This window comes from Pedobacter fastidiosus, assembly GCF_014306625.1.
Taxonomy (GTDB): domain Bacteria; phylum Bacteroidota; class Bacteroidia; order Sphingobacteriales; family Sphingobacteriaceae; genus Pedobacter; species Pedobacter fastidiosus.
Genome location: NZ_JACRYL010000009.1, coordinates 212,912 through 232,843, shown reverse-complemented (window position 1 = coordinate 232,843; position 19,932 = coordinate 212,912). Strand labels below are relative to the sequence as shown.

Annotated in this window: 18 protein-coding genes and 1 tRNA gene; 8 read left to right on the top strand and 11 right to left on the bottom strand. The window is 35.4% G+C overall.

Going from position 1 to position 19,932, the window contains the following annotated elements; genetic code table 11:
* The first annotated feature begins 590 nt into the window (after nt 1-590).
* Complete coding sequence (locus H7U22_RS12210) at nt 591-1,175, top strand: hypothetical protein (RefSeq protein WP_187071633.1); 585 nt, start codon at nt 591-593, stop codon at nt 1,173-1,175.
* A 127-nt stretch (nt 1,176-1,302) separates the two neighbouring features.
* Here the strand turns inward: H7U22_RS12210 and H7U22_RS12205 are convergent, their stop codons facing one another.
* The 3 genes from H7U22_RS12205 to H7U22_RS12195 form a co-directional block, all read right to left on the bottom strand.
* Nucleotides 1,303-1,449 (bottom strand): hypothetical protein, encoded by a 147-nt coding sequence (locus H7U22_RS12205; RefSeq protein WP_187071632.1) that lies wholly within the window; start codon nt 1,447-1,449, stop codon nt 1,303-1,305.
* Nucleotides 1,450-1,548: 99 nt separating this feature from the next.
* Nucleotides 1,549-2,832 carry a site-specific integrase gene (locus H7U22_RS12200; protein WP_187071631.1) on the bottom strand — a complete coding sequence of 428 codons (1,284 nt, stop codon included), beginning with the start codon at nt 2,830-2,832 and terminating at the stop codon, nt 1,549-1,551.
* Nucleotides 2,833-3,067: 235 nt separating this feature from the next.
* Nucleotides 3,068-3,141: transfer RNA gene (locus tag H7U22_RS12195), tRNA-Asn, on the bottom strand.
* Between the two features lie 145 nt (nt 3,142-3,286).
* Here H7U22_RS12195 and H7U22_RS12190 point away from each other — a divergent pair.
* A complete protein-coding gene (locus tag H7U22_RS12190; RefSeq protein ID WP_187071630.1) occupies nt 3,287-4,207 on the top strand; it encodes a PfkB family carbohydrate kinase in 921 nt (306 codons plus the stop codon).
* A 79-nt stretch (nt 4,208-4,286) separates the two neighbouring features.
* Here the strand turns inward: H7U22_RS12190 and H7U22_RS12185 are convergent, their stop codons facing one another.
* The 3 genes from H7U22_RS12185 to H7U22_RS12175 form a co-directional block, all read right to left on the bottom strand.
* Entirely contained in the window at nt 4,287-4,520 is a 234-nt protein-coding gene (locus H7U22_RS12185; RefSeq protein WP_187071629.1) for a cytochrome b5 domain-containing protein, read from the bottom strand.
* A 291-nt stretch (nt 4,521-4,811) separates the two neighbouring features.
* Entirely contained in the window at nt 4,812-5,507 is a 696-nt protein-coding gene (locus H7U22_RS12180) for a lycopene cyclase domain-containing protein (RefSeq protein ID WP_187071628.1), read from the bottom strand.
* On the bottom strand, nt 5,508-6,041 hold the full coding sequence (locus H7U22_RS12175; protein WP_187071627.1) for a hypothetical protein: 534 nt from the start codon (nt 6,039-6,041) through the stop codon (nt 5,508-5,510).
* A gap of 268 nt (nt 6,042-6,309) precedes the next feature.
* On the opposite strand from H7U22_RS12175, the gene H7U22_RS12170 reads away from it, so the two are divergent.
* Nucleotides 6,310-7,791 carry a phytoene desaturase family protein gene (locus H7U22_RS12170; RefSeq protein ID WP_187071626.1) on the top strand — a complete coding sequence of 494 codons (1,482 nt, stop codon included), beginning with the start codon at nt 6,310-6,312 and terminating at the stop codon, nt 7,789-7,791.
* 583 nt (nt 7,792-8,374) lie between these two features.
* On the opposite strand, the gene H7U22_RS12165 is transcribed toward H7U22_RS12170, so the two are convergent.
* The 5 genes from H7U22_RS12165 to H7U22_RS12145 all read right to left on the bottom strand — a co-directional run bounded on the left by H7U22_RS12165 (nt 8,375) and on the right by H7U22_RS12145 (nt 12,185).
* Nucleotides 8,375-8,905, bottom strand: coding sequence for an RNA polymerase sigma factor (locus H7U22_RS12165; protein WP_187071625.1), 531 nt, complete (start codon nt 8,903-8,905; stop codon nt 8,375-8,377).
* 131 nt (nt 8,906-9,036) lie between these two features.
* The gene (murB, locus tag H7U22_RS12160) at nt 9,037-10,053 is read right to left on the bottom strand and encodes a UDP-N-acetylmuramate dehydrogenase (RefSeq protein WP_187071624.1); all 1,017 of its coding nucleotides are present in this window, start codon (nt 10,051-10,053) and stop codon (nt 9,037-9,039) included.
* 419 nt (nt 10,054-10,472) lie between these two features.
* The gene (locus H7U22_RS12155; RefSeq protein ID WP_187071623.1) at nt 10,473-10,922 is read right to left on the bottom strand and encodes a hypothetical protein; all 450 of its coding nucleotides are present in this window, start codon (nt 10,920-10,922) and stop codon (nt 10,473-10,475) included.
* An 87-nt stretch (nt 10,923-11,009) separates the two neighbouring features.
* Entirely contained in the window at nt 11,010-11,693 is a 684-nt protein-coding gene (locus H7U22_RS12150; RefSeq protein WP_187071622.1) for a hypothetical protein, read from the bottom strand.
* 54 nt (nt 11,694-11,747) lie between these two features.
* Nucleotides 11,748-12,185 carry a sterol desaturase family protein gene (locus H7U22_RS12145; protein WP_187071621.1) on the bottom strand — a complete coding sequence of 146 codons (438 nt, stop codon included), beginning with the start codon at nt 12,183-12,185 and terminating at the stop codon, nt 11,748-11,750.
* Nucleotides 12,186-12,348: 163 nt separating this feature from the next.
* Here H7U22_RS12145 and H7U22_RS12140 point away from each other — a divergent pair, with 163 nt between their 5' ends.
* From H7U22_RS12140 to H7U22_RS12120, 5 genes are all read left to right on the top strand, one after another.
* Complete coding sequence (locus H7U22_RS12140; RefSeq protein ID WP_187071620.1) at nt 12,349-12,954, top strand: TetR/AcrR family transcriptional regulator; 606 nt, start codon at nt 12,349-12,351, stop codon at nt 12,952-12,954.
* A 123-nt stretch (nt 12,955-13,077) separates the two neighbouring features.
* Nucleotides 13,078-14,418, top strand: coding sequence for a TolC family protein (locus H7U22_RS12135; protein ID WP_187071619.1), 1,341 nt, complete (start codon nt 13,078-13,080; stop codon nt 14,416-14,418).
* 2 nt (nt 14,419-14,420) lie between these two features.
* Nucleotides 14,421-15,488, top strand: a complete 1,068-nt coding sequence (locus tag H7U22_RS12130) for an efflux RND transporter periplasmic adaptor subunit (RefSeq protein WP_187071618.1) — start codon at nt 14,421-14,423, stop codon at nt 15,486-15,488.
* 84 nt (nt 15,489-15,572) lie between these two features.
* The gene (locus H7U22_RS12125; RefSeq protein ID WP_187071617.1) at nt 15,573-18,767 is read left to right on the top strand and encodes an efflux RND transporter permease subunit; all 3,195 of its coding nucleotides are present in this window, start codon (nt 15,573-15,575) and stop codon (nt 18,765-18,767) included.
* Nucleotides 18,768-19,111: 344 nt separating this feature from the next.
* Nucleotides 19,112-19,915 carry a hypothetical protein gene (locus tag H7U22_RS12120; RefSeq protein WP_187071616.1) on the top strand — a complete coding sequence of 268 codons (804 nt, stop codon included), beginning with the start codon at nt 19,112-19,114 and terminating at the stop codon, nt 19,913-19,915.
* Nucleotides 19,916-19,932: the final 17 nt, after the last annotated feature.

The following is a 19,932-nucleotide window of genomic DNA, read 5'->3' as shown; positions in this document are numbered from 1 at the left end:
CTGCTTTTTTCAAGCAACAACTCTGGGGGTCAATTTAAAATTGGCGAAAGGGGGTCAAATTTATTGGTATATGCACCTTGGCCACTTTTTCAGAGAAATAAATAAATTTTTTTGCAAGTAATGTCGAGTACAGGAATTTCAACTTCACCACTTGCTCGTGCTTCAATTAATGAAAGGTTCCTTTCCACATATTCATAAAGTTCAAGGTTTGCTTTATTCTTTCTCGTATATAAGTTTAGTAAATATTCTGGCGGAACCCTACAAAGAAGTGTAAATCTATATTTACCCGTAGTCAATATGGTATCGTCCGTGTACATAGTATGTCAATTAAGCTATCTAGCAAAAAATGAGCTTATACAAATTTAATTATTTATTAGAATATTGAAAATAATGCTGCGTTTGCCCTAGAAATTTGCTGAATTACTTTCGGTTTTTCATTCAAAAATATATCTTTACTGCGAGAGCGTTAATTTAGCAGGGATATTCGAAAGGGTATCTCTGCTTTTTTTTTATAACTGTAAATTAGAACTTTAGGAATAAATAATTTTTATTCCTAATTTAGGTTTTAGTTTTTAACACACTCGTTCTCAATGGAAATCAAAAGAATTAAAGCACAGACTATCCTGTTCTTCAAGGAAATTTACAACGTATGGTTTCCATGGCTTGATATTGCTATTCTAATACTCATTTATTTTTTCTTGTGGGGAGAGCACATTAGCCCTGACCGCCATTTTCAATTAATAAAGCATGGATCAGTTGCCATAGGCAAAATTTCTGGTGAAGCGGGCTTATATCAATATTCCGATAGTCCAAGAATGCGTGACTTTGAATACACATTTACACTACCAAATGGCAAAGTAATCAAATCAAGTGCTCATACTTTTACTCTTGATAAAGTAGCCTGGAAAAAATCTAATTATCCTGTTAATGCTGAAATATCCTACCTTCCCAATAAGCCTCAGATTAATTGGATAAAGTCAGACCTATCCGATAACCTTGGAGATTTCTTTTATAGAAATTTAATATTTGGAACATTATTTATTGCCATGGTTTATATGATTGGAATGATTGTGTGCAGACTAAGTGTTCTTGAACATCGTAAAGAAAAGCTAGCAAAATTGTTTGCCAAGCATGAGCATATTTTAATTCAATTGCCAAAAGAGCGATTGAATTAGAACAATGAGTAGCTCCGTCTAAACGGGTTTGATAAAGGTGCCCTTTTCTAGCCGATATGTTTTTTAACCGGAATTTCACATATAGATCGCCCTACATTGACTACTTTGAAATAAGTTTGTTTTAAAATTATTTCCTGCCAATTCTATACAAGAATAACATCCAAACACCAAACGCTACAATAAAAGCAGGTAAGGGATTTTTCATTGTTGTTCCGGCAAGGAATGCTCCAGTTGCAATTATACAGGTCAGGAAAAATAAAGTCAGATTCTTCATGATATTTCAAATTTAGGATTTAGGATTTATAATTAATTTAATAACCATGTATGAGCTGCAAAATACAGCCCATACTTGGATTGGAGGTGTAATGCGTGTTTATTTTTCGGTAAATAAATTGTTGCTAGTTTCCAAAAGCTCGACTACATTTTTCTGAAGCTCATCTATTATACTCCAATCTTTATCCACATAGATATCGGTGGTCTTCCTTCCTTGATCAACGTGGTTAAGTGCCAAAGCAACATCATCTTTGCTCATTCTGCACTTGTTGCGAGCCAAATTTCCAACCGTATGACGAGCCCAATAATAGGTAATATCGTCCAATGAAAGCATTTTACATAAATCCTTCATTCCAGAACTTAACGCTTTGTTTAGGCCTCCGATAGTGCTGTATCGGATGGATAGGACCCCTATGTATTTTTTAAGTAGCTGGTCTGCCTCTTTAATAATTTTAATGCTGATAAAGGCATTGTCTTTTCTTTTATTTCTTGTTTTTGATCTATTGTATTCCAGCCTCCCTTTTACAATATTTGACTGATCAATTTGATACAGATCAACTGCATTAATTCCGCACAGATAAAACGAAAGCATAAATAAATCTCTTGCCAGTTCTGCTCTACTATTACACGCCGGCTTGCAATCCCTAATAAGTTTAAGTGTTTCTACATCTGTATTTCGCTTTCTTGTTTCCGGAGCTTCAATAATTCTATATTCTTCAAAAGGGTAATGCTCAATTTTAATTATTCCCAAGCTTTTTCTGTTGTATTTTTTCCGGGCATGGTTAAATAACGACCTCAGATCCCGCATATAATTATGAATACTTGCATCGGTTAGGGGCTTCTGCAATGTTGTAACTGGCTCGCTAAGTTGGTTCAGTCTTATTATTGTTCTTTCTTTCCGCAGATAATGTTCCCAATTTGATAGCATATCTATATTGATTTCATCTACAAACACCTTTTTTCGACTAAAGAAGTCGACAAGACTGTTTTTTATCGTATTGAAATTAGCTGCACTTTTGTCCCTGCCAACTTGTTTAATGTCACTAATAAATTGTTCACAGAACTCAATGAAGTCAATGCTGGTATCAGATTGCACCAAAAAGCTTTTTAAATCATCGGGACTGAACAACTTTAACCTAGAGCCAAGATTACCAATCATAAGTCTGTACTGATCCAGCTCATCGTTAACAAGTTTTTTAACAAATGAATCCTTAATGACAAACTCTCCCTTATTTTCGGGATGTTTTTTTAGCTGTTTGTCACATAGATAGTGGGAAGTGTCGATAAATCGGTGCTGCCCTTTGTGATACACCTTGATTTTTACATTGCATGTACCATCACTTTTGTAATGGTGCACATAAACTTTTGCATCTACTGTTGCCATTTTTTAACTGAAAAATTAAGTTTACGGATACCGGAAGTCCTATATCACGGGATTTTTCTGTTAAATATTTGTAGAACATATTCGTTAAATTATACAGCTTTTGCTGTAAAACTTGACGAAAGATGGTAATTGAAAAGATGTCTGGGATTAGGAAACTTCCTGTTTTGGAAATAAAAAACCCCATTCTATTGCTAGAAATGGGGTTTTTTGCGATTTTCGGACCTGAAAATCTGAGCTCCCTCTGCTGGGCTCGAACCAGCGACCCTCTGATTAACAGTCAGATGCTCTAACCAGCTGAGCTAAGAAGGAGTACTGGTCGTTTCCTAAAACGAGGTTAAATATGCTTTGCAGTACATATACCCTTGTTCGTTTTGGGAATGCAATATTAGGGCTTTTAAATTATTTATGCAATATTTGCAGTGAAAAATTTTTAAAAAAATTCAAAATTAAATATATGAGCCTGATAATCATAGGTACTGTAGCTTTTGATGCTATTGAAACTCCATTCGGAAAAACGGATAAAATTGTTGGTGGCGCCGCAACTTACGCTAGTTTGGCTGCTTCTTACTTCTATAATAAAGCTAAAATTGTTGCAGTTGTGGGTGATGATTTCCAACAATCGGATATCGACATCTTTACTCAGCATGGAATTGATACCGAAGGTTTACAAATCAAAGCAGGCGAAAAATCTTTTTTCTGGTCGGGAAAATACCATAACGACATGAACAGTCGCGATACTTTAATTACCGAATTGAATGTATTGGAAAACTTTGACCCAATTATCCCAGAAAGCTATCAGGACTGCGAATACCTAATGCTGGGCAACCTTACACCTCAAGTACAGCAAACGGTTATTAAACGCCTTAAAAACCGCCCAAAATTAATCGTAATGGATACCATGAACTTCTGGATGGATATTATGATGGATGATTTATTGGAAACCATTAAAATGGTTGATGTTCTAACCATTAATGATGCAGAAGCTCGCCAATTATCAGGAGAATACTCTTTAGTTAAAGCAGCGAAGAAAATCCTGACCATGGGACCAAAATATTTGATTATTAAAAAAGGTGAGCATGGTGCTTTGTTGTTCCACGAAGATCAAATCTTCTCTGCTCCTGCATTGCCATTGGCTGAGGTTTTTGATCCAACAGGTGCTGGTGATACTTTCGCGGGTGGTTTTATTGGTTACTTGGCCAAAGTTGGAACCATTAACTTCAATAACATGAAAAATGCAATTATTTATGGTTCTGCATTGGCATCATTCTGCGTGGAGAAATTTGGCACAGAGAAATTATTAAACCTAACGGACGAAGAGGTTGCAGCAAGAATTCAAGAGTTTGTTAAATTAAGTGCTTTCACAATCGAACTTTAATGATTTTAGGCGTTTAACTTCTAGTTAATTATAAAAATTTAGCCATTGATTCACACATTATTTTACCGTGAATTAATGGCTATTTTACTTTTCCAATCGGTACAAATTTTTCAAAAACAGCCTCCGTGTGTGGTGCATCTGGCAATTCGTCTGTTAAATCTTGCCCAGCCCAATGTTCGTAATGCTTACCATTTCGCCACAGCCTACTTTCAGTCATATCGTAAATAAAACCTTTATAAGCTACCCAAATTTGCAGTTTATCCTGTCCGTTGCGCAAAGCCAATTGTTGTTTAGTATATATTGGTAAATCCATTTTCTATATTTTTTTTGGGAGCGCAATGCCTTTGCAAACCAATAACTTTCATCCCACTTTTCGCTTTATTTGCTAATCAGCCACGAGGGCTGATGCTACATGCTCGCTCCAATCGGGGCTAAATGGCTAAAACTGTTTTTCATTTTTACGGTTTGCAGGGTGCAGAAACGTTGTTAATAAACCTGATTGTAATGAAAAGCCCGTAATCCCGATTTTTCTTCGGGAGCGGACTTGTAATGGAAAGCAGGCCTGAAAATCTCCAAGAACCACGAACCGTTCATTTCCAAAAAACTAGACAACTTCTGTTTTTATTGTAACCCTATTTTTAAAAAACTCATACAAATAAATATTCATCAAAAGCAATCCCATTAAGTAAAAATGATCTTCAAAAGGAATGGTTCCTACACGAAAGCCAAGGTTTTCTTTATCATTATACATAACAACAGGTATTGCGGTTAAAAACCCATTAACAATATAAAAAGGAATCAGCGCAACCACGTAAGTTCTATAAAATTTATACATAAATCTAAATTCGATATTTGCGTATTCTACATAACCCAAAACAAAAAACAAAAAACCGAAATTAATTACGGTGTACCAGCGGTTGTAGCCTAAAAAAAACATCGCAATACACAAACCCAATAACAAATTACTTACAGAGAAACTGTACTTCTGCAAACTATCTTTAGGGAAATATGCGTTCAAACATTCGTAAATAAAAACACAGGCGTAAGGAACTGTTAAAAAGAATAAAATCTCTTCGAGAGGCAAACCAAATAACTTAACACCAATAATATAATCTGGGTTGAAAGACCAAACGTTTAACTTTACAAAGAGTAAATCCCAGATTAGAAAAAACCCACCGGTTATAAAAATGGCTGGCAAAACGAATTTCCATTTGCTAAAAAAATGCACTTTTTTATCGAAAGACAAAACCAGTGGAAAGAAAATTACGGCAATATTGATGAGTAAATAAGTATAGTTCATTTAGGTAAATTTCTTTAAAATTTTAATTTCTTCTGCAGTGCAGCGCTTGCTGTCAATCATAAATTTGGCTACATTTTTAATCAACTCTTTGTCGGTAACGCCAAAGTTATTGTTTTGATAATGTTTTACAATTTCTTTTCTATCAACTGCTAAATCTTTACTAAAACTCAAAAAAGATGGTGTAAAATGTTCAATAGAAAAACGCATGAAACGAATTTCCATATTCTCCTTATCCATGTTGATTGCTTTTTGCATGGTGTTAAGTGAAAGCTTTACATATTTAATTTTGTTATAAGGATTCCATGAATGTTTTGCTTTGAGTGCTTCGAGTGTACCTGCGTATGCAGTAATAAGCCCTGTTTTATTTGGCAAATTGTTCAACCGATCAGACAAGGAATCGGTAAGTTTTGAATTCTCGACAGCCTTAATTAAGTCGGTTTTAAGAACGGCAATTTCCTTTGGAGATAATTGAGCTTTGACCAATTGAAATACGGAGACAAAGAAGAAAAGAAATAAAATTTTAAGTTTAATCATGTGTTAAACAAAGGTAAGAAAAGGGAATTGGATTTTTTTGACGCTTGTAAACGCATTAGTAAATGAATTATTAAGGATTAAAAATCCTTAGATCCATAAGAACGAACAAACCCACGCTGTCATTTTGAACACAGCGAAGAATCTGCAAGCGATGAAACACCAATCTTTAATTAACCACCAACAAAAAAATTACAAAAGATTAAAAAATTCCGATAATCATAACGCAAATACCTCAAACAAAATCCTTAAAAATCGCTTTATTTACACAATGGATAAAAAACCTAAAATTACGGTTATTGGTGCTGGTTTTGCTGGCTTATCTGCAGCTGCATTGCTAGCAAAAGATGGTTGCGACGTAACTGTTTTAGAAAAAAATGAAATGGCTGGTGGCCGAGCCAGAACTTGGGAAAAAGATGGTTTCTTATTCGACATGGGACCAAGCTGGTATTGGATGCCTGATGTTTTTGAAAACTACTTTAAATTATTCAACAAAACAACTTCCGATTTTTATGAGCTAAAAAGATTAAGTCCTTCTTACCGAATTTATTTTGGTAAGGATGACATTATGGATGTTCCTTCCACACTCGAAGATTTATACAAGCTTTTTGAAGAACTTGAGCCCGGAAGCTCCAAAAATTTAGAATCCTTTCTTGCCCAGGCAAAATACAAATACGATGTAGGCATGAACGAATATGTTTTTAAGCCTTCACACAGTGTAATGGAGTATTTCGACCCACGCTTAGCCGTAAGTGGAATAAAGCTTCAGCTTTTGGGTAATATGCGCAAGCATGTTCATAAACTTTTTAAAAATGATAAGCTTAGAAAGTTGTTAGAATTTCCAGTTTTGTTTTTAGGTGCTACACCACAAAATACCCCAGCACTGTATAGTTTAATGAATTATGCCGATTTAGTTTTAGGTACTTGGTATCCAATCGGCGGAATGCACAAAATTGTTTCGGCGATGCAAAAGATAGCCGAAGAACAAGGCGTAAAATTTATTTTCGATACCGAAGTAAAAAAAATAGTTGTAAATAAAGGTATCGCGGAAGAAATCTTAACCAACAAAGGAACTTATAAAACAGATTTTATTGTTGGCAATGCCGATTACCATCACATCGATCAGCACCTTTTGGATGAACCCTACAGAAACTATTCTGCAGAATATTGGGACAGCAGAACAATGGCCCCATCTTGCCTATTGTTTTATATCGGGTTAAATAAAAAGTTAAAAAACATTCTGCACCACAATTTATTCTTCGATGAAAATTTTGATGAGCACGCCGAAGAAATTTACACTGAACCTAAGTGGCCATCAAAACCTTTGTTTTACGCCTGCTGTCCATCCATAACAGATTCAAGCGTAGCACCTGAAGGATGTGAGAATTTGTTTTTTTTAATCCCAATCGCTCCCGGATTGAAAGATAACGAAAGCGAACGCCAAAAGTATTTTGATTTACTGGTTCATCGCTTCAAAAATTTAACTGGAAACGACATAAGTGATAGCATTTTATTTAAACGAAGTTATGCCATGAACGATTTTATCGAAGACTATCATGCATTTAAAGGCAATGCGTATGGATTAGCTAACACTTTGAAACAGACGGCTTTTCTAAAACCAAGCATGAAAAGCAAAGTAACAAATCTTTTATATACCGGGCAATTAACCGTTCCAGGCCCCGGAGTACCCCCTGCAATCATATCTGGACAGGTGGCAGCAAAAGAAATAAAAAAAAAGTTAAAAAAAGCTTGACAAATTTAAAATTTCGCTTATCTTTATAACCACAAAACAAAAACACTGCAAATTTAACTTGAAACACACATTACATCAAGGTTTGCATTTGTTTCGGAATTAGAGAGAAGGCGAATTGTTGAAATAAAACATAAGAATCAACTAACCAAATATATGATAAGCAAAAAGGCCCGGGAGTTCCCAGGCCTTTTGCTTTTTAAAGGATTTTTCTTTTTGACTTTGGATATTTGTGCAGGGCTAGAGATGCGAGTCCTTTCCAGGACACATAAATCAATCACAACTTCACATCAAGCATATTTCCCGCAGATTAAAATGATTTACGCAGATTTTAGGTAATGCATTTCTTTTTTAATATAAAGCAATATACTTACAGCAAAAATGCTGGTATATTAAGAATACCGTTACGAACGCTCATATTACCAAAGTTAACTAGACCCGATTGAACGGATGCCGATTCTTCATCGGCAGGAGGCAAAGCGGGACAGAAACCAACCTAAGAATTACATACACTGCTCTTCTATAAAAAAACAAAATAAAAAAGGCCCAGATAAATCTGAGCCTTCAGTTTTTCAATTGATGTATTTTATACCATTTCTGCAATGGCTAGGTCTTTAGAATACGTTTTAAGGTATTTTTTAAGTATGCCCCTTGCTACATGAATACGAGTTTTAACTGTACCAATTGGAATTTGTAGCATATCTGCAATTTCGTGGTATTTATAACCTTCGAAATAACGGATAAATGGAACATAATATTCTTGAGGCAATTGTGCTAATGCTTTATCAATATCACCCATTACAAATTTACTCTCTGCCTGATTTTTAGTGGCACTAAAAGAAAGATTTGCTGAAGAGATATCCTCGCTCTGGGTAATTAATGTATTTGTTTTAACTAAACGGCGATAGTTGTTAATAAAAGTGTTTTTCATGATCGTGAACAACCAGCCTTTTAAATTAGTACCTTCTTTAAATTTATTGTAATAGGTAATAGCTTTAAGCATTGTATCCTGAACAAGATCATTTGCGTCTTCTGCATCTTTTGTAAAGTTTAACGCGTAAGATCTAAGAGATACCGAGTGATGGTTAACAAGATGGTTGAATTCAAATTTTGTCATGATGTTTAGCTTTAGGGATGATTAAAAACAAATGATTTTGTTCTCATTTACACTGAAACATAAACAAACTTAGTACCAAAAAAAAATTACACCGTGCCAAAAGCGTAGAAGTACGCAAAAGCGTATTTTCGTCACAAAATATTTACTTCTCGTTCTAATGTGACTCCAAAAGTAGACTTTACACTGTCTATAATTTGTGCAGAAAAGTTAAAAACCTCCGTGCCAGTTGCACTACCATGGTTAACTAAAACCAAAGCTTGGTTTTTCCAAGTACCTGTTTGGCCAACTACTTTACCTTTCCAACCGCACTGTTCTATTAACCAACCCGCTGCAAGTTTAATTTTATCATCGGTTGTAGCATAATGCACCACATCGGGGTGTTTTGCTACAACATCGGCAAATTCATGCTTCTCAATTACTGGATTTTTGAAAAAACTTCCTGCATTGCCTATTGTACTTGGATCGGGAAGTTTGCTTACTCTAATGTGCGAAACCGCAGCAGAAACATCGGCTATATTCGGTTTTTCTATTCCTCTTTTTTCAAGTTCGATTTCTATTGCTCCGTAAGAAGTATTAATTTTTGCCTCAGTAGCAAGTTTAAATGTTACCGAAGTAATAATGTATTGTCCTTTTAGTTCGCTTTTAAAAATGCTTTCTCGATAGCCAAAATGGCAATCGGCAAAAGTAAAGGTTGTTAATTTTCCGGTTTTAATTTCGAAAGCAGTGCAACTTTCAAAAACATCTTTCAATTCTACGCCGTAAGCACCAATATTTTGAATTGGCGAGGCACCTACAGTTCCAGGAATTAAGCTTAGGTTTTCTACACCCGCAAAACCATGCGTTACACAATAGTTTACAAAATCGTTCCAAACCTCTCCAGCACCAGCAGTTACCAAAACTTTATCCACTTCTATGCTCGATCCTATTCCTTTAATGCTCATTTTGATAACCAAGCCATCGTAATTTTGAGTAAAGAGGATATTACTTCCACCACCTACAATTAACAATTTTTGATTATGAACTAATTCGTTCTGGAATAACGCCTTCAAATCATCTTCATTAAAAATTTCAGCAAAAAACTTAGCCTTAACATCAATACCGAATGAGTTATAAGCTTTAAGTGAAATATTTTCTTGAATTTGAAGCATATAGTTTTTGTGTTGTGCGCACAAAAGTAATTATTTACCCCGAGCAACGAAATTCATTAACAAAAAGCTACAGATTTATAGATCAAAACTTTGCCTTCACGGTAGAATAATACCAATGCATTAGATATTTACCATATAAGAAAACATATTTATTTGATCTTATATTTCTTATAGGGTTAATTTATTAGTCGCGGAAAGGAAGACTATTTATTTGGTATAATTTAATAATAATCATTTGTAAATCTGTTGCTAATAAGAGAATTTAAGAAGCGCAAACCCAGAAAATCTATTAAAGTGTGTTCCCGTGCTTTGCTAAATCCTTTCGCTATGCTCAAGGGATATCGCTTCGCCCGGGGCTATAAACAAAAAATTGAAGCTTATGGGAAAGGATCCTACCTAAGCAAAAAACGCTTTTCAGATTACTCCACAATCTTCGAAATACTTTTATCAAAATTGAATGTAAGAATTTCTGATTTTACACCTTCTATTTTAACTCCAGATAGTTTCCATCCAATAAACTGAGGTTTTGTCTTAGCAAAATCCAACAATCTATATCTTTCCTTAGTCAGCGCTGCACTAATTTTACCAACGCTATCTGATTCCTTCTGACTAAATTGTTCGATCTGGCTTTCTAAAACGGCCAAAGTTGAATCTAACTCAATTCCTCTTTTCAAACTATCTGAGTAAGCCTTTGGTGTAATGTTAAAAAGACTATCCAATTTAGCGTTTTCAAAATCGAGTTTCTGATTGGAAGTTTCATATTTGGATTCGACCAGTTCGTCAGCCCGATCTTTATTCGTTTTCTTTCCACAAGAAAAAATAAGTAGAGATAAAGAGGAAAAAATAAATAGGTTTCTAAAATGCTTCATTAATAATTAACGTATAACTACTTAGAAAGTTCGAGCGAAAGTTTTATAAGGACAAACAACATCTCATCTTGCAGAAGATTCAAAATTTTATTTAATCTTTAAGGATTGATCCATTTTTCTTTTCAATTCAATACCTTGTTTAGTTTTTTTCATCCTTGGAGAAAGCGCAGCAAATAAATCTTTCGGCGACCCAAACTGAGCAACCCCCATTTTACCGCCTATAGGCGAAGTAGACATATTATAGAGCCTTTCGATTTCGATTAAAGAGAAGGGAGAGTCTGGGTATTTTTTTACAAATTCTGGCAAATCCCTGTTTTTCCAAGTGAGCATAACCTCCTCATATTGCTTAAGGTAAAACCCGCCATCTAGAATTTTCGAATTGCTTATGTTAAATGGATTTTCGAATTCGAGCTTTACATTTTCAAGGATAATACTTTTTAAACATGCAGTACCACCAACAAACCATTTATTCGACTTTATGTTCAGTTTAACATCTTCCAAAGAAATATCGCCGCGTTCATCAAGAAACAAAAAACCGTACCTCAATAAAGCTCCATCCAAATTTGATTTCCCCGAAACTTGAAATTGACCATTCACCAAAGGGCTTATCATAAACAGATCGGGCTTTCCCTTAACCTCATTTAAACTTACTAAATAAACAAATTTGGCTTTTTGGATTTTCTGAACAGTTCCCTGAACATTAAAGTTTATAACTTGCGCATTTAGCGATAATGAAGAGATGGCGAGCAAAAAGAGAATACGTAATTTCATCGTTATATTTGATTAAACGAATATAACTAAATAATTAGTTAAAATAAATTATTTTCAATCCAAAATATTCCTTTTTACAAAAAGCAACCCAAAAGCTTTCCCATTTGCTTTTCCCCTATTCTTATGGTGAATTTTATGCGCCTTACGAACAGCTTGCAAATAAGTGTTATTGCTTTTAAAGGTTGTGATTCGGCGGTGTACAAACCAATCGTGAACAATAAAATAAATTAGTCCGTAAAGGGTAATTCCTACCCCGATAAAAAACCGAGAGCCAAAGTTTTCTCGATCGATAAACATGAGGTAAATTGAAATGCCAGCAAAGAGAATGGCAAATAAATCGTTCCATTCAAAAAACGAATCCGATTTCTGATGATGGGTTTTATGCATAAACCAAAGTGGCCCGTGGAATAAATATTTGTGGATTACCCAAGAAAGGCATTCCATCAAAACAATGGTAATTAGGACAATTAAGAGATTTATTATTACTGACACTCTAGAAGATTTATGGTGTAAATATATATAAACCAATGCAAAAGCTTAAAAGTGTCATTAAACTGTAAGCTTTATTTCAATTTTTAATCACTTGATTAATAAATCAAAATTTAGCACTATTTTTGACTAAAATATTAAAAAAGTCAGAAAGTAGAAAAGTAAAATGATTGTAGCGGATAAAAAGAGAGAACAGATTATTGAAGGTGCTATAAAACGCTTTAGCCATTTCGGCATTGGTAAAACCACCATGAACGATATTGCTGAGGATCTTTCAGTTTCTAAACCATCTCTTTATTATTATTTCCCAGATAAGAAAAGTTTAATCGTTGGTGTAATAGAAAAAGTATTTACAGATTATTTTGAACAATTAAAGAAGAAATACAATCCGGATGCACCATTGGAAACTGTTCTTTTTCAAACTATCGATATCCGAAATACTTTTTTTATGAAGTATTTTATGTTGAAGATTTCAGAAGGAGTTCCAGACATTTTTAATGATGAAGTGATGAAGAAAAAGTTCACATCATTAAAAGATTCGGAAAAGGTTTTTTATGCACAAATTTTCGAAAGAGCTCAAGAGAAAGGCGAAATCAAACATGAAAACATGCCACACGTTGCCGAGCTTTATTTGGAAAGCTTACTTGGGTTAACCAATATGTGCATTATAGAACTTGGAAAAGATTTACTTCCAGATAAAAAAGCAGTAAACAAAATGACTTTAAAACAAAAAGACCTTTCAACAATTTTCGCAAAAGGATTGAAGTGTTAGAAAAATCAAAGCTGAAAGCTTGAAAAACAAAGACCAAATAAAAACAAACAACAGGGCGCTAACTACTCCCTCTCCTTCGGAGAGGGCTGGGGTGAGGCTCTTAAAACAAAAAATCAATACATTATGCTTAGAGTAAAAATGGTAAAATTAATGCTCATACTGATCACCGGCATGGCTTTACCACAACTGGTATCTGCTCAGCAGCAGGTTACCTTAAAGGATGCGCTAACCTTTGCGCTTCAAAACAATACCAATGTTCGCAAGTCGAAATTGGATATTGAAGGTGGTAGATACAAGGTTCAGGAAGTGAGGGCTCAGGCTTTACCTCAACTTACAGGTAATGCAGGTTTAACGTATAACCCTATCATTGGCCAGTTGGTTGCAAACTTTGGTGGCCAAACACAGGCTATTAAATTAGGTCAAAACTGGAATTCAACTGCTGGTATTCAGCTTTCGCAACAATTGTTTAACCAACAGGTTTTTACAGGTTTGCAAGCAGCAAGATCTAGCGAAGAATACTACAGTTTAACTTCTCAATTAACCGAAGAACAGATTATAGAGTTGGTAGCCAACAACTATTATCAGGTATTGGTAACAAGAGAACAGTTAAATGTAATCGATACCAACATTAAGAATGTTAGAGTAGTAGAAAAAATTGTTTCTAATCAATACAAAAACGGATTGGCTAGAAAAATTGATGTGGATCGGATTAGCGTAAACATTACAAATTTAACTACCCAACGCGAGCAAACGCTTAACGCAATTACTCAATTGGAAAATCAGTTAAAGTTTTCGATGGGCATGCCTGTAACAAACGCTATTTCACTACCAAAAACAGAGTTGACAGAGGTTAGTCAGTTGCCACAGTTTGCAGAATCTATAGATTTTGGAAACCGCACAGAGGTTAAGTTATTGAACACACAGGATAAACTTCTATCGCTGCAGAGAAAAGCTTACGTGGCCGAATATTATCCTAGTTTAGCTTTAACCGGTAACTATACATATTCAAGTCAGAGCGATGGTTTCGATTTCTTAAGTTCCAATGCAGCTGCAATTGGTTATGGAGCATCAGCAGTGGGTTTAACTTTAAAAGTGCCAATTTTTAATGGCTTTTTAACGCGTTCAAAAATCCGCCAGGCAGATGTAGATATTAAGAAGGCAAAAGAAGATAGAAAGGAATCTGTAAATTCTTTAAATTTAGCTTACGAGAATGCTAAAATTCAGCTTCGCAACAACTTGAATACGATAACTTCTCAACGCAAAAACGCAGATTTGGCGCAAGAGATTTATAAGAGCACACAGAATAACTACAACAACGGCTTAGCTTCTTTAACTGATTTATTGGATACCGAAAACTCGCTAACCCAAGCACAAAACAGTTATACACAAGCGCTATTGAATTATAAAATAGCCGAAATACAATTAATAAAATCAAACGGAAATATTAAATCGCTAGTACAATAGAAATGAAAAGAGTAATAATCATAATCGTCGTAATTGTTGTTGCCCTTGGTGCAATAGCTTATGTTTTAACAAACAATAAGAAGAATAACGCAGAGAAAACAGCTTTCATTGCTAAAGGCGGCGGTGCTGTTGCAGTTCGTGTTGCTACTGTAGAAAAAAAGGTAGTGGATTTAGATTTCAGTGCAAACGGAAATTTCATTCCTAAACAAGAACTTAATTTCTTATCAGAAAATGCTGGCCGTGTTACCGCTATTTATGTAGATGAAGGTGATCGCGTAAGCAAAGGACAGGTTTTAGCTCGTGTTGATGCAGAAATTATCAATACAGATAGAGAAACTGCCCAAGCAACTTATCAAAATGCACAAAGAGATGAGGCTAGATACCAAAGTTCTTACGAAACTGGTGGCGTAACTCAACAACAGTTAGATCAAGCTAAATTGGCTACAAGAAATGCAAAATTGCGTTTACAAGCTTCACAAAGAAAAGTGAGTGATGCAAACATTAAATCGCCAATTAACGGGATTGTAAACAAAAGATACATTGAAGTTGGTGCCTTTGTAAACACACAGGGAACTCAATTATTCGAATTGGTTGATGTTTCTAAATTGAAACTTAAGGTAAACGTAAACGAATCGCAAGTTGCCAACCTTAAAATTGGTGATATGATCGACATCAAATCTTCGGTTTTCCCGAACGATAAGTTTTCAGGAAAAGTAACGTTCATTGCCGCTAAAGCAGATGCTACCTTAAATTTCCCAATCGAAATTGAAGTTGATAATGGCAACAAAAACACGTTGAAAGCTGGTATGTACGGAACTGCAATATTTAAGTTTCCTAAACAAGCACCGAGCATTCTTATCCCTCGTACATCATTTGTGGGTAGTGTAAGCAGTAACCAAGTATTTGTTTTGGATAAAACCAATAACACTTCGAAAACACGCAAGGTAGTAACCGGACGTATTTTAGGTGATAATGTTGAAGTTCTTGATGGCTTAGCTGAAGGAGAAACTGTAATTACCAGTGGACAGATTAACTTAGCTGATGGTACTGCCGTGAGCATCGTTAAATAAATTTTTTGTCAATATCAAATTTACAGATTGTCATCCTGAGCGTGTCGAAGGATAATATTAGTTCAATCGCAATAAAAAATTAAAATGAAGATAACAGACATATCTATAAAAAGGCCCACGTTGGTAATTGTAGTGTTTACCGCACTTACTTTACTTGGGCTATTAAGTTACTTTTCGTTGGGCTATGAATTACTTCCAAAATTCTCGAACAACGTAGTATCTATATCAACCATTTATCCTGGTGCATCACCAAATGAGGTTGAAAATACCGTAACCAAAAAGATTGAAGATGCGGTATCATCGATGGAAAATATCAAGAAAATAAACTCTGTTTCATTCGAGAGTTTATCAACAGTAACCATCACTTTAACAGATAAAGCAAACATCGATATTTCATTAAACGATGCACAACGTAAAGTAAATGCAATTCTTTCTCAGTTGCCTGAGGATGTAAAAACACCATCTTTAAGTAAGTTCTCGCTAGATGATTTACCGGTTATCACCATGACGGCTTCTGCAAACATGGATGATATTACCTTTTACGATTTAATTGATAAGCGTATTGCTCCGGTTATTTCGAGGGTAACAGGTGTTGCACAGGTTAACTTAATCGGTGGATCAGAACGCGAAATTCAGGTTTCGTTAGATGCCAATAAATTACAGGGTTATAACCTTTCTGTGCCTCAGGTACAGCAAATGATTTTAACTTCCAATTTGGATTTCCCTACTGGTAGTGTTAAAACTCAAAATCAAGATGTCTTAATTCGTTTATCGGGTAAATACAGAAGTATAGAAGAACTTAGAAACTTGGTTTTAACTACTTCTAAAGATGGTGCTCAAATTCGTTTAGGCGATGTTGCCGATGTTCAGGATTCTCAAAAAGAAACTGAAAAACTGGCCCGTGTAGATCGTAAAGCTTCCATTGCAATTCAAATTATTAAACAAAGTGATGCGAATGCGGTAGAAGTGAGTAAAGGTACACACGCCGTTATTGAGAAACTTAAATTGGAATATGCCGCCAATAAGCTTGATATTAAAATTGTTAACGATAGCTCAATTTTCACTTTAGAATCTGCCGATGCCGTAATTCACGATTTAATTTTAGCCGTTATTTTAGTGGCTTTCGTAATGCTTTTCTTCTTGCACAGTTTACGTAATGCGTTAATTGTAATGGTATCGATTCCAGCATCATTAATTGCGACTTTTATCGGAATCAACTTATTCGGTTTTACCTTAAACTTAATGTCTTTACTTGGTCTATCCCTTGTGGTTGGTATCCTTGTGGATGATGCAATTGTGGTATTGGAGAACATCCAGCGTCACATGGAAATGGGTAAAAACAAAGTGAGGGCAGCTTCTGATGCAACCCGTGAAATTGGTTTTACCGTCGTATCCATTACTTTGGTAATTGTGGTGGTATTCTTCCCAATTGCAATTAGTTCTGGTTTGGTATCTAATATCTTACGTCAGTTCTGTGTGGTTGTAATTATTGCAACATTGCTTTCTTTGGTGGCGTCATTTACTATTGTTCCATTACTTTTCTCTAGATATGGAAAGTTAGAGCACATTGAGGGCAAAAATATTTTCGGCCGTTTCATTCTATGGTTTGAAAAGCAATTAAAGAAATTTACCATATGGATTACCAGTATTTTAACATGGTCTTTAAACCATAAAAGACGCACAATTGCAGCGGTTGTTGTATTATTTGTTGCGGCAATGTGGTTGGCTGGAGCTGGTTTTATCGGATCGGAATTTTTCCCTAAATCTGATAAAGGTGAGTTCTTAATTCAAATCGAGCTTCCTAAAGATGCTCCATTATCAAAAACCAATTTCTACACACAAAGAGCCGAGGCTTTCTTGGACAAACAACCAGAAATTATTCAATTAATTACTACGGTTGGCCAAGCCAGTGGAGATTTCGGTGGAACTCAAGCTACAGCTTATAAATCAGAAATTAATGTTAAGCTGGTAGAACGCGATAAACGCGAAGGCATGTCATCAGATATTTTTGCAACGAAAATGAGTCGTGCTTTAGCGAAAGAATTAGTTGGAGCAAAAGTTAAAACCGTTCCAATTAGTATTTTAGGGATTGCAGAAAATGCCCCAATTAGTTTGGTGGTAATGGGCTCAAACTTAGATAGTGCTTTAAAATATGCTCAAGGTGCCCAAGCTTTACTTAAAACAATTCCTGGCGCTACCGAGATTAAACTTTCTGTAGAAAAAGGTACTCCTGAGATTAATGTTGCGGTAGATAGAGATAAAATGTCGGCTGTTGGCTTAACGCTTTCTACCGTTGGCTCTACCATGCAAACTGCATTTGCCGGAAACACCGATGGTAAATATAGAAAAGGCGAATACGAATACGACATCAATATTCAGTATCAAGATTTCAACAGAAAAGATATTGATGATGTGCGTAACCTTATTTTTATTAACGATCAAGGTGCACAAATTAAATTGTCTCAGTTCGCAACAATTACTGAAGGTTCTGGCCCAAGTCAGCTAGAGCGCTTAAACAAATCTACTTCGGTATCTGTTCAGGCACAATCTATCGGTAGACCAACAGGAACAGTAGTTGCAGATTTTAAGGCACAATTAATTAAACTTCAAGATAACGGTAAATTAAAAGCACCAATCGGTGTAAGTTATACTTGGGGTGGCGATGAGGAAAACCAAGCAGAAGGTTTTGGTACTTTAGGAATTGCATTATTGGCTTCAATTATCTTGGTTTACCTAATTATGGTTGCGTTATACGATAGTTTTGTTTATCCACTTGTGGTAATGTTCTCGCTGCCGCTGGCCTTAATTGGTGCGTTCTTAGCCTTAGCTTTAACAAATAACTCTATCGGTATCTTTACCATTCTAGGTTTCATTATGCTAATGGGATTGGTTGCGAAGAATGCAATTATCTTGGTCGATTTTACCAACCACATGAAAGCAGAAGGTAAAAACACAATTGAAGCCTTAATTTTAGCTAACCATGCACGTTTACGCCCAATCTTAATGACAACCATCGCCATGATTTTTGGTATGCTTCCAATCGCTTTGGCGAGTGGTGCAGGTGCAGAATGGAAAAACGGTTTGGCATGGGTTATCGTTGGTGGTTTAACCAGTTCGTTATTCTTAACCTTGATTGTTGTACCCGTTGTGTACTTAATTTTCGATATTATGTTGGATAAATTAGGTTTCAACAAGAAAACTAAAACAATTGATGAGTTGATGGAAGAACCATACGACCATAAAGACGTTTTGGAATACGATATAGATTTAAAACATTAATACATCCAGATTAACAATCAAACTAAGCTGCCTTTACCCAAGGGCAGCTTTTTTATTTATAAGTGGTTTTTGAAATCGTCTTACAACCCCAGACCCATTGATTTGCCATCTTGGGCGCAACAGATTTTTTTTGTAAAGCAATGGCAGTTTTTCATTTTAAGGTTAGTCGGGCTGTTTGCTTTATCCCCGATGAAAAAAGAATCGGGGGATACCGCTTCCATCCCGTTTAATTAACCCGGATTTTTACACCTATTGATGTTGCCAACCGAGCGCACTAAAACAATTTTTAAGGCTAGATTTCTACCTCCAAAACAAATATTAGCGATAATTGTATATTAGCTAATATGTTTAAAGTTGTCCTTCAAGTTATTCTTGCACTTTTTGCTTTCCATGTCAGCGCTCAACATCCGCCAATTTTTGGGGCAATGACTACGGATTCTTCCTTTATAAAAATTTACGATTTAGATGTAACGCTGGTTAAATACAGTTACAAGCCAAACGGAATTAAATTTTTAGTGGTGCATGATAATGAAGATACGGGCGTTAAAGCGGGTTTCGATTATATCCGTTGGAGTGGAGGAGAACTCATCGACAGCCAATATGGAAGTGTAAGAGATTACACCTTCAACTACATGAACGATACCTATAGAATCGATCCGAATGCTATCTATACAGAAGTTGGCGTAAATACCCGTCTTAAAAAAGATGCCTATAGTTCTAACGAAGTAGAAAAAGCTATTCTAAAAGCTGGAAAGCAAATTGTAGATTTTTACGACCCAAAATCTACCGGTTACATTTTAACCTTGCATAACAACGCCGATGGAGGCTTCGGAATCTCCTCCTATCTTCCTGGATACGATTTATCAAGCACAGCCGATTCTGTTTATATTAATTTCGAAATGGATGGAGATGATTTACTTTACGTAACCGAGCCTCGGCTTTTCTCTAGTTTAAAAAAAGCCAATGTGAATGTGATTCTTCAATCTAAATTTTCGGAAAACGATGGGTCCTTATCCGTTTACGCGATGCAAAATAATATTCCTTATATTAATGTAGAGGTTCAGCATGGACATTTAGACAAACATTTACGACTAATTGAAATTGCAATTGCTGCGTTAAAAGAACATGGATTAGTTAAGAAGCCATGATTAATTTGACCGACTTC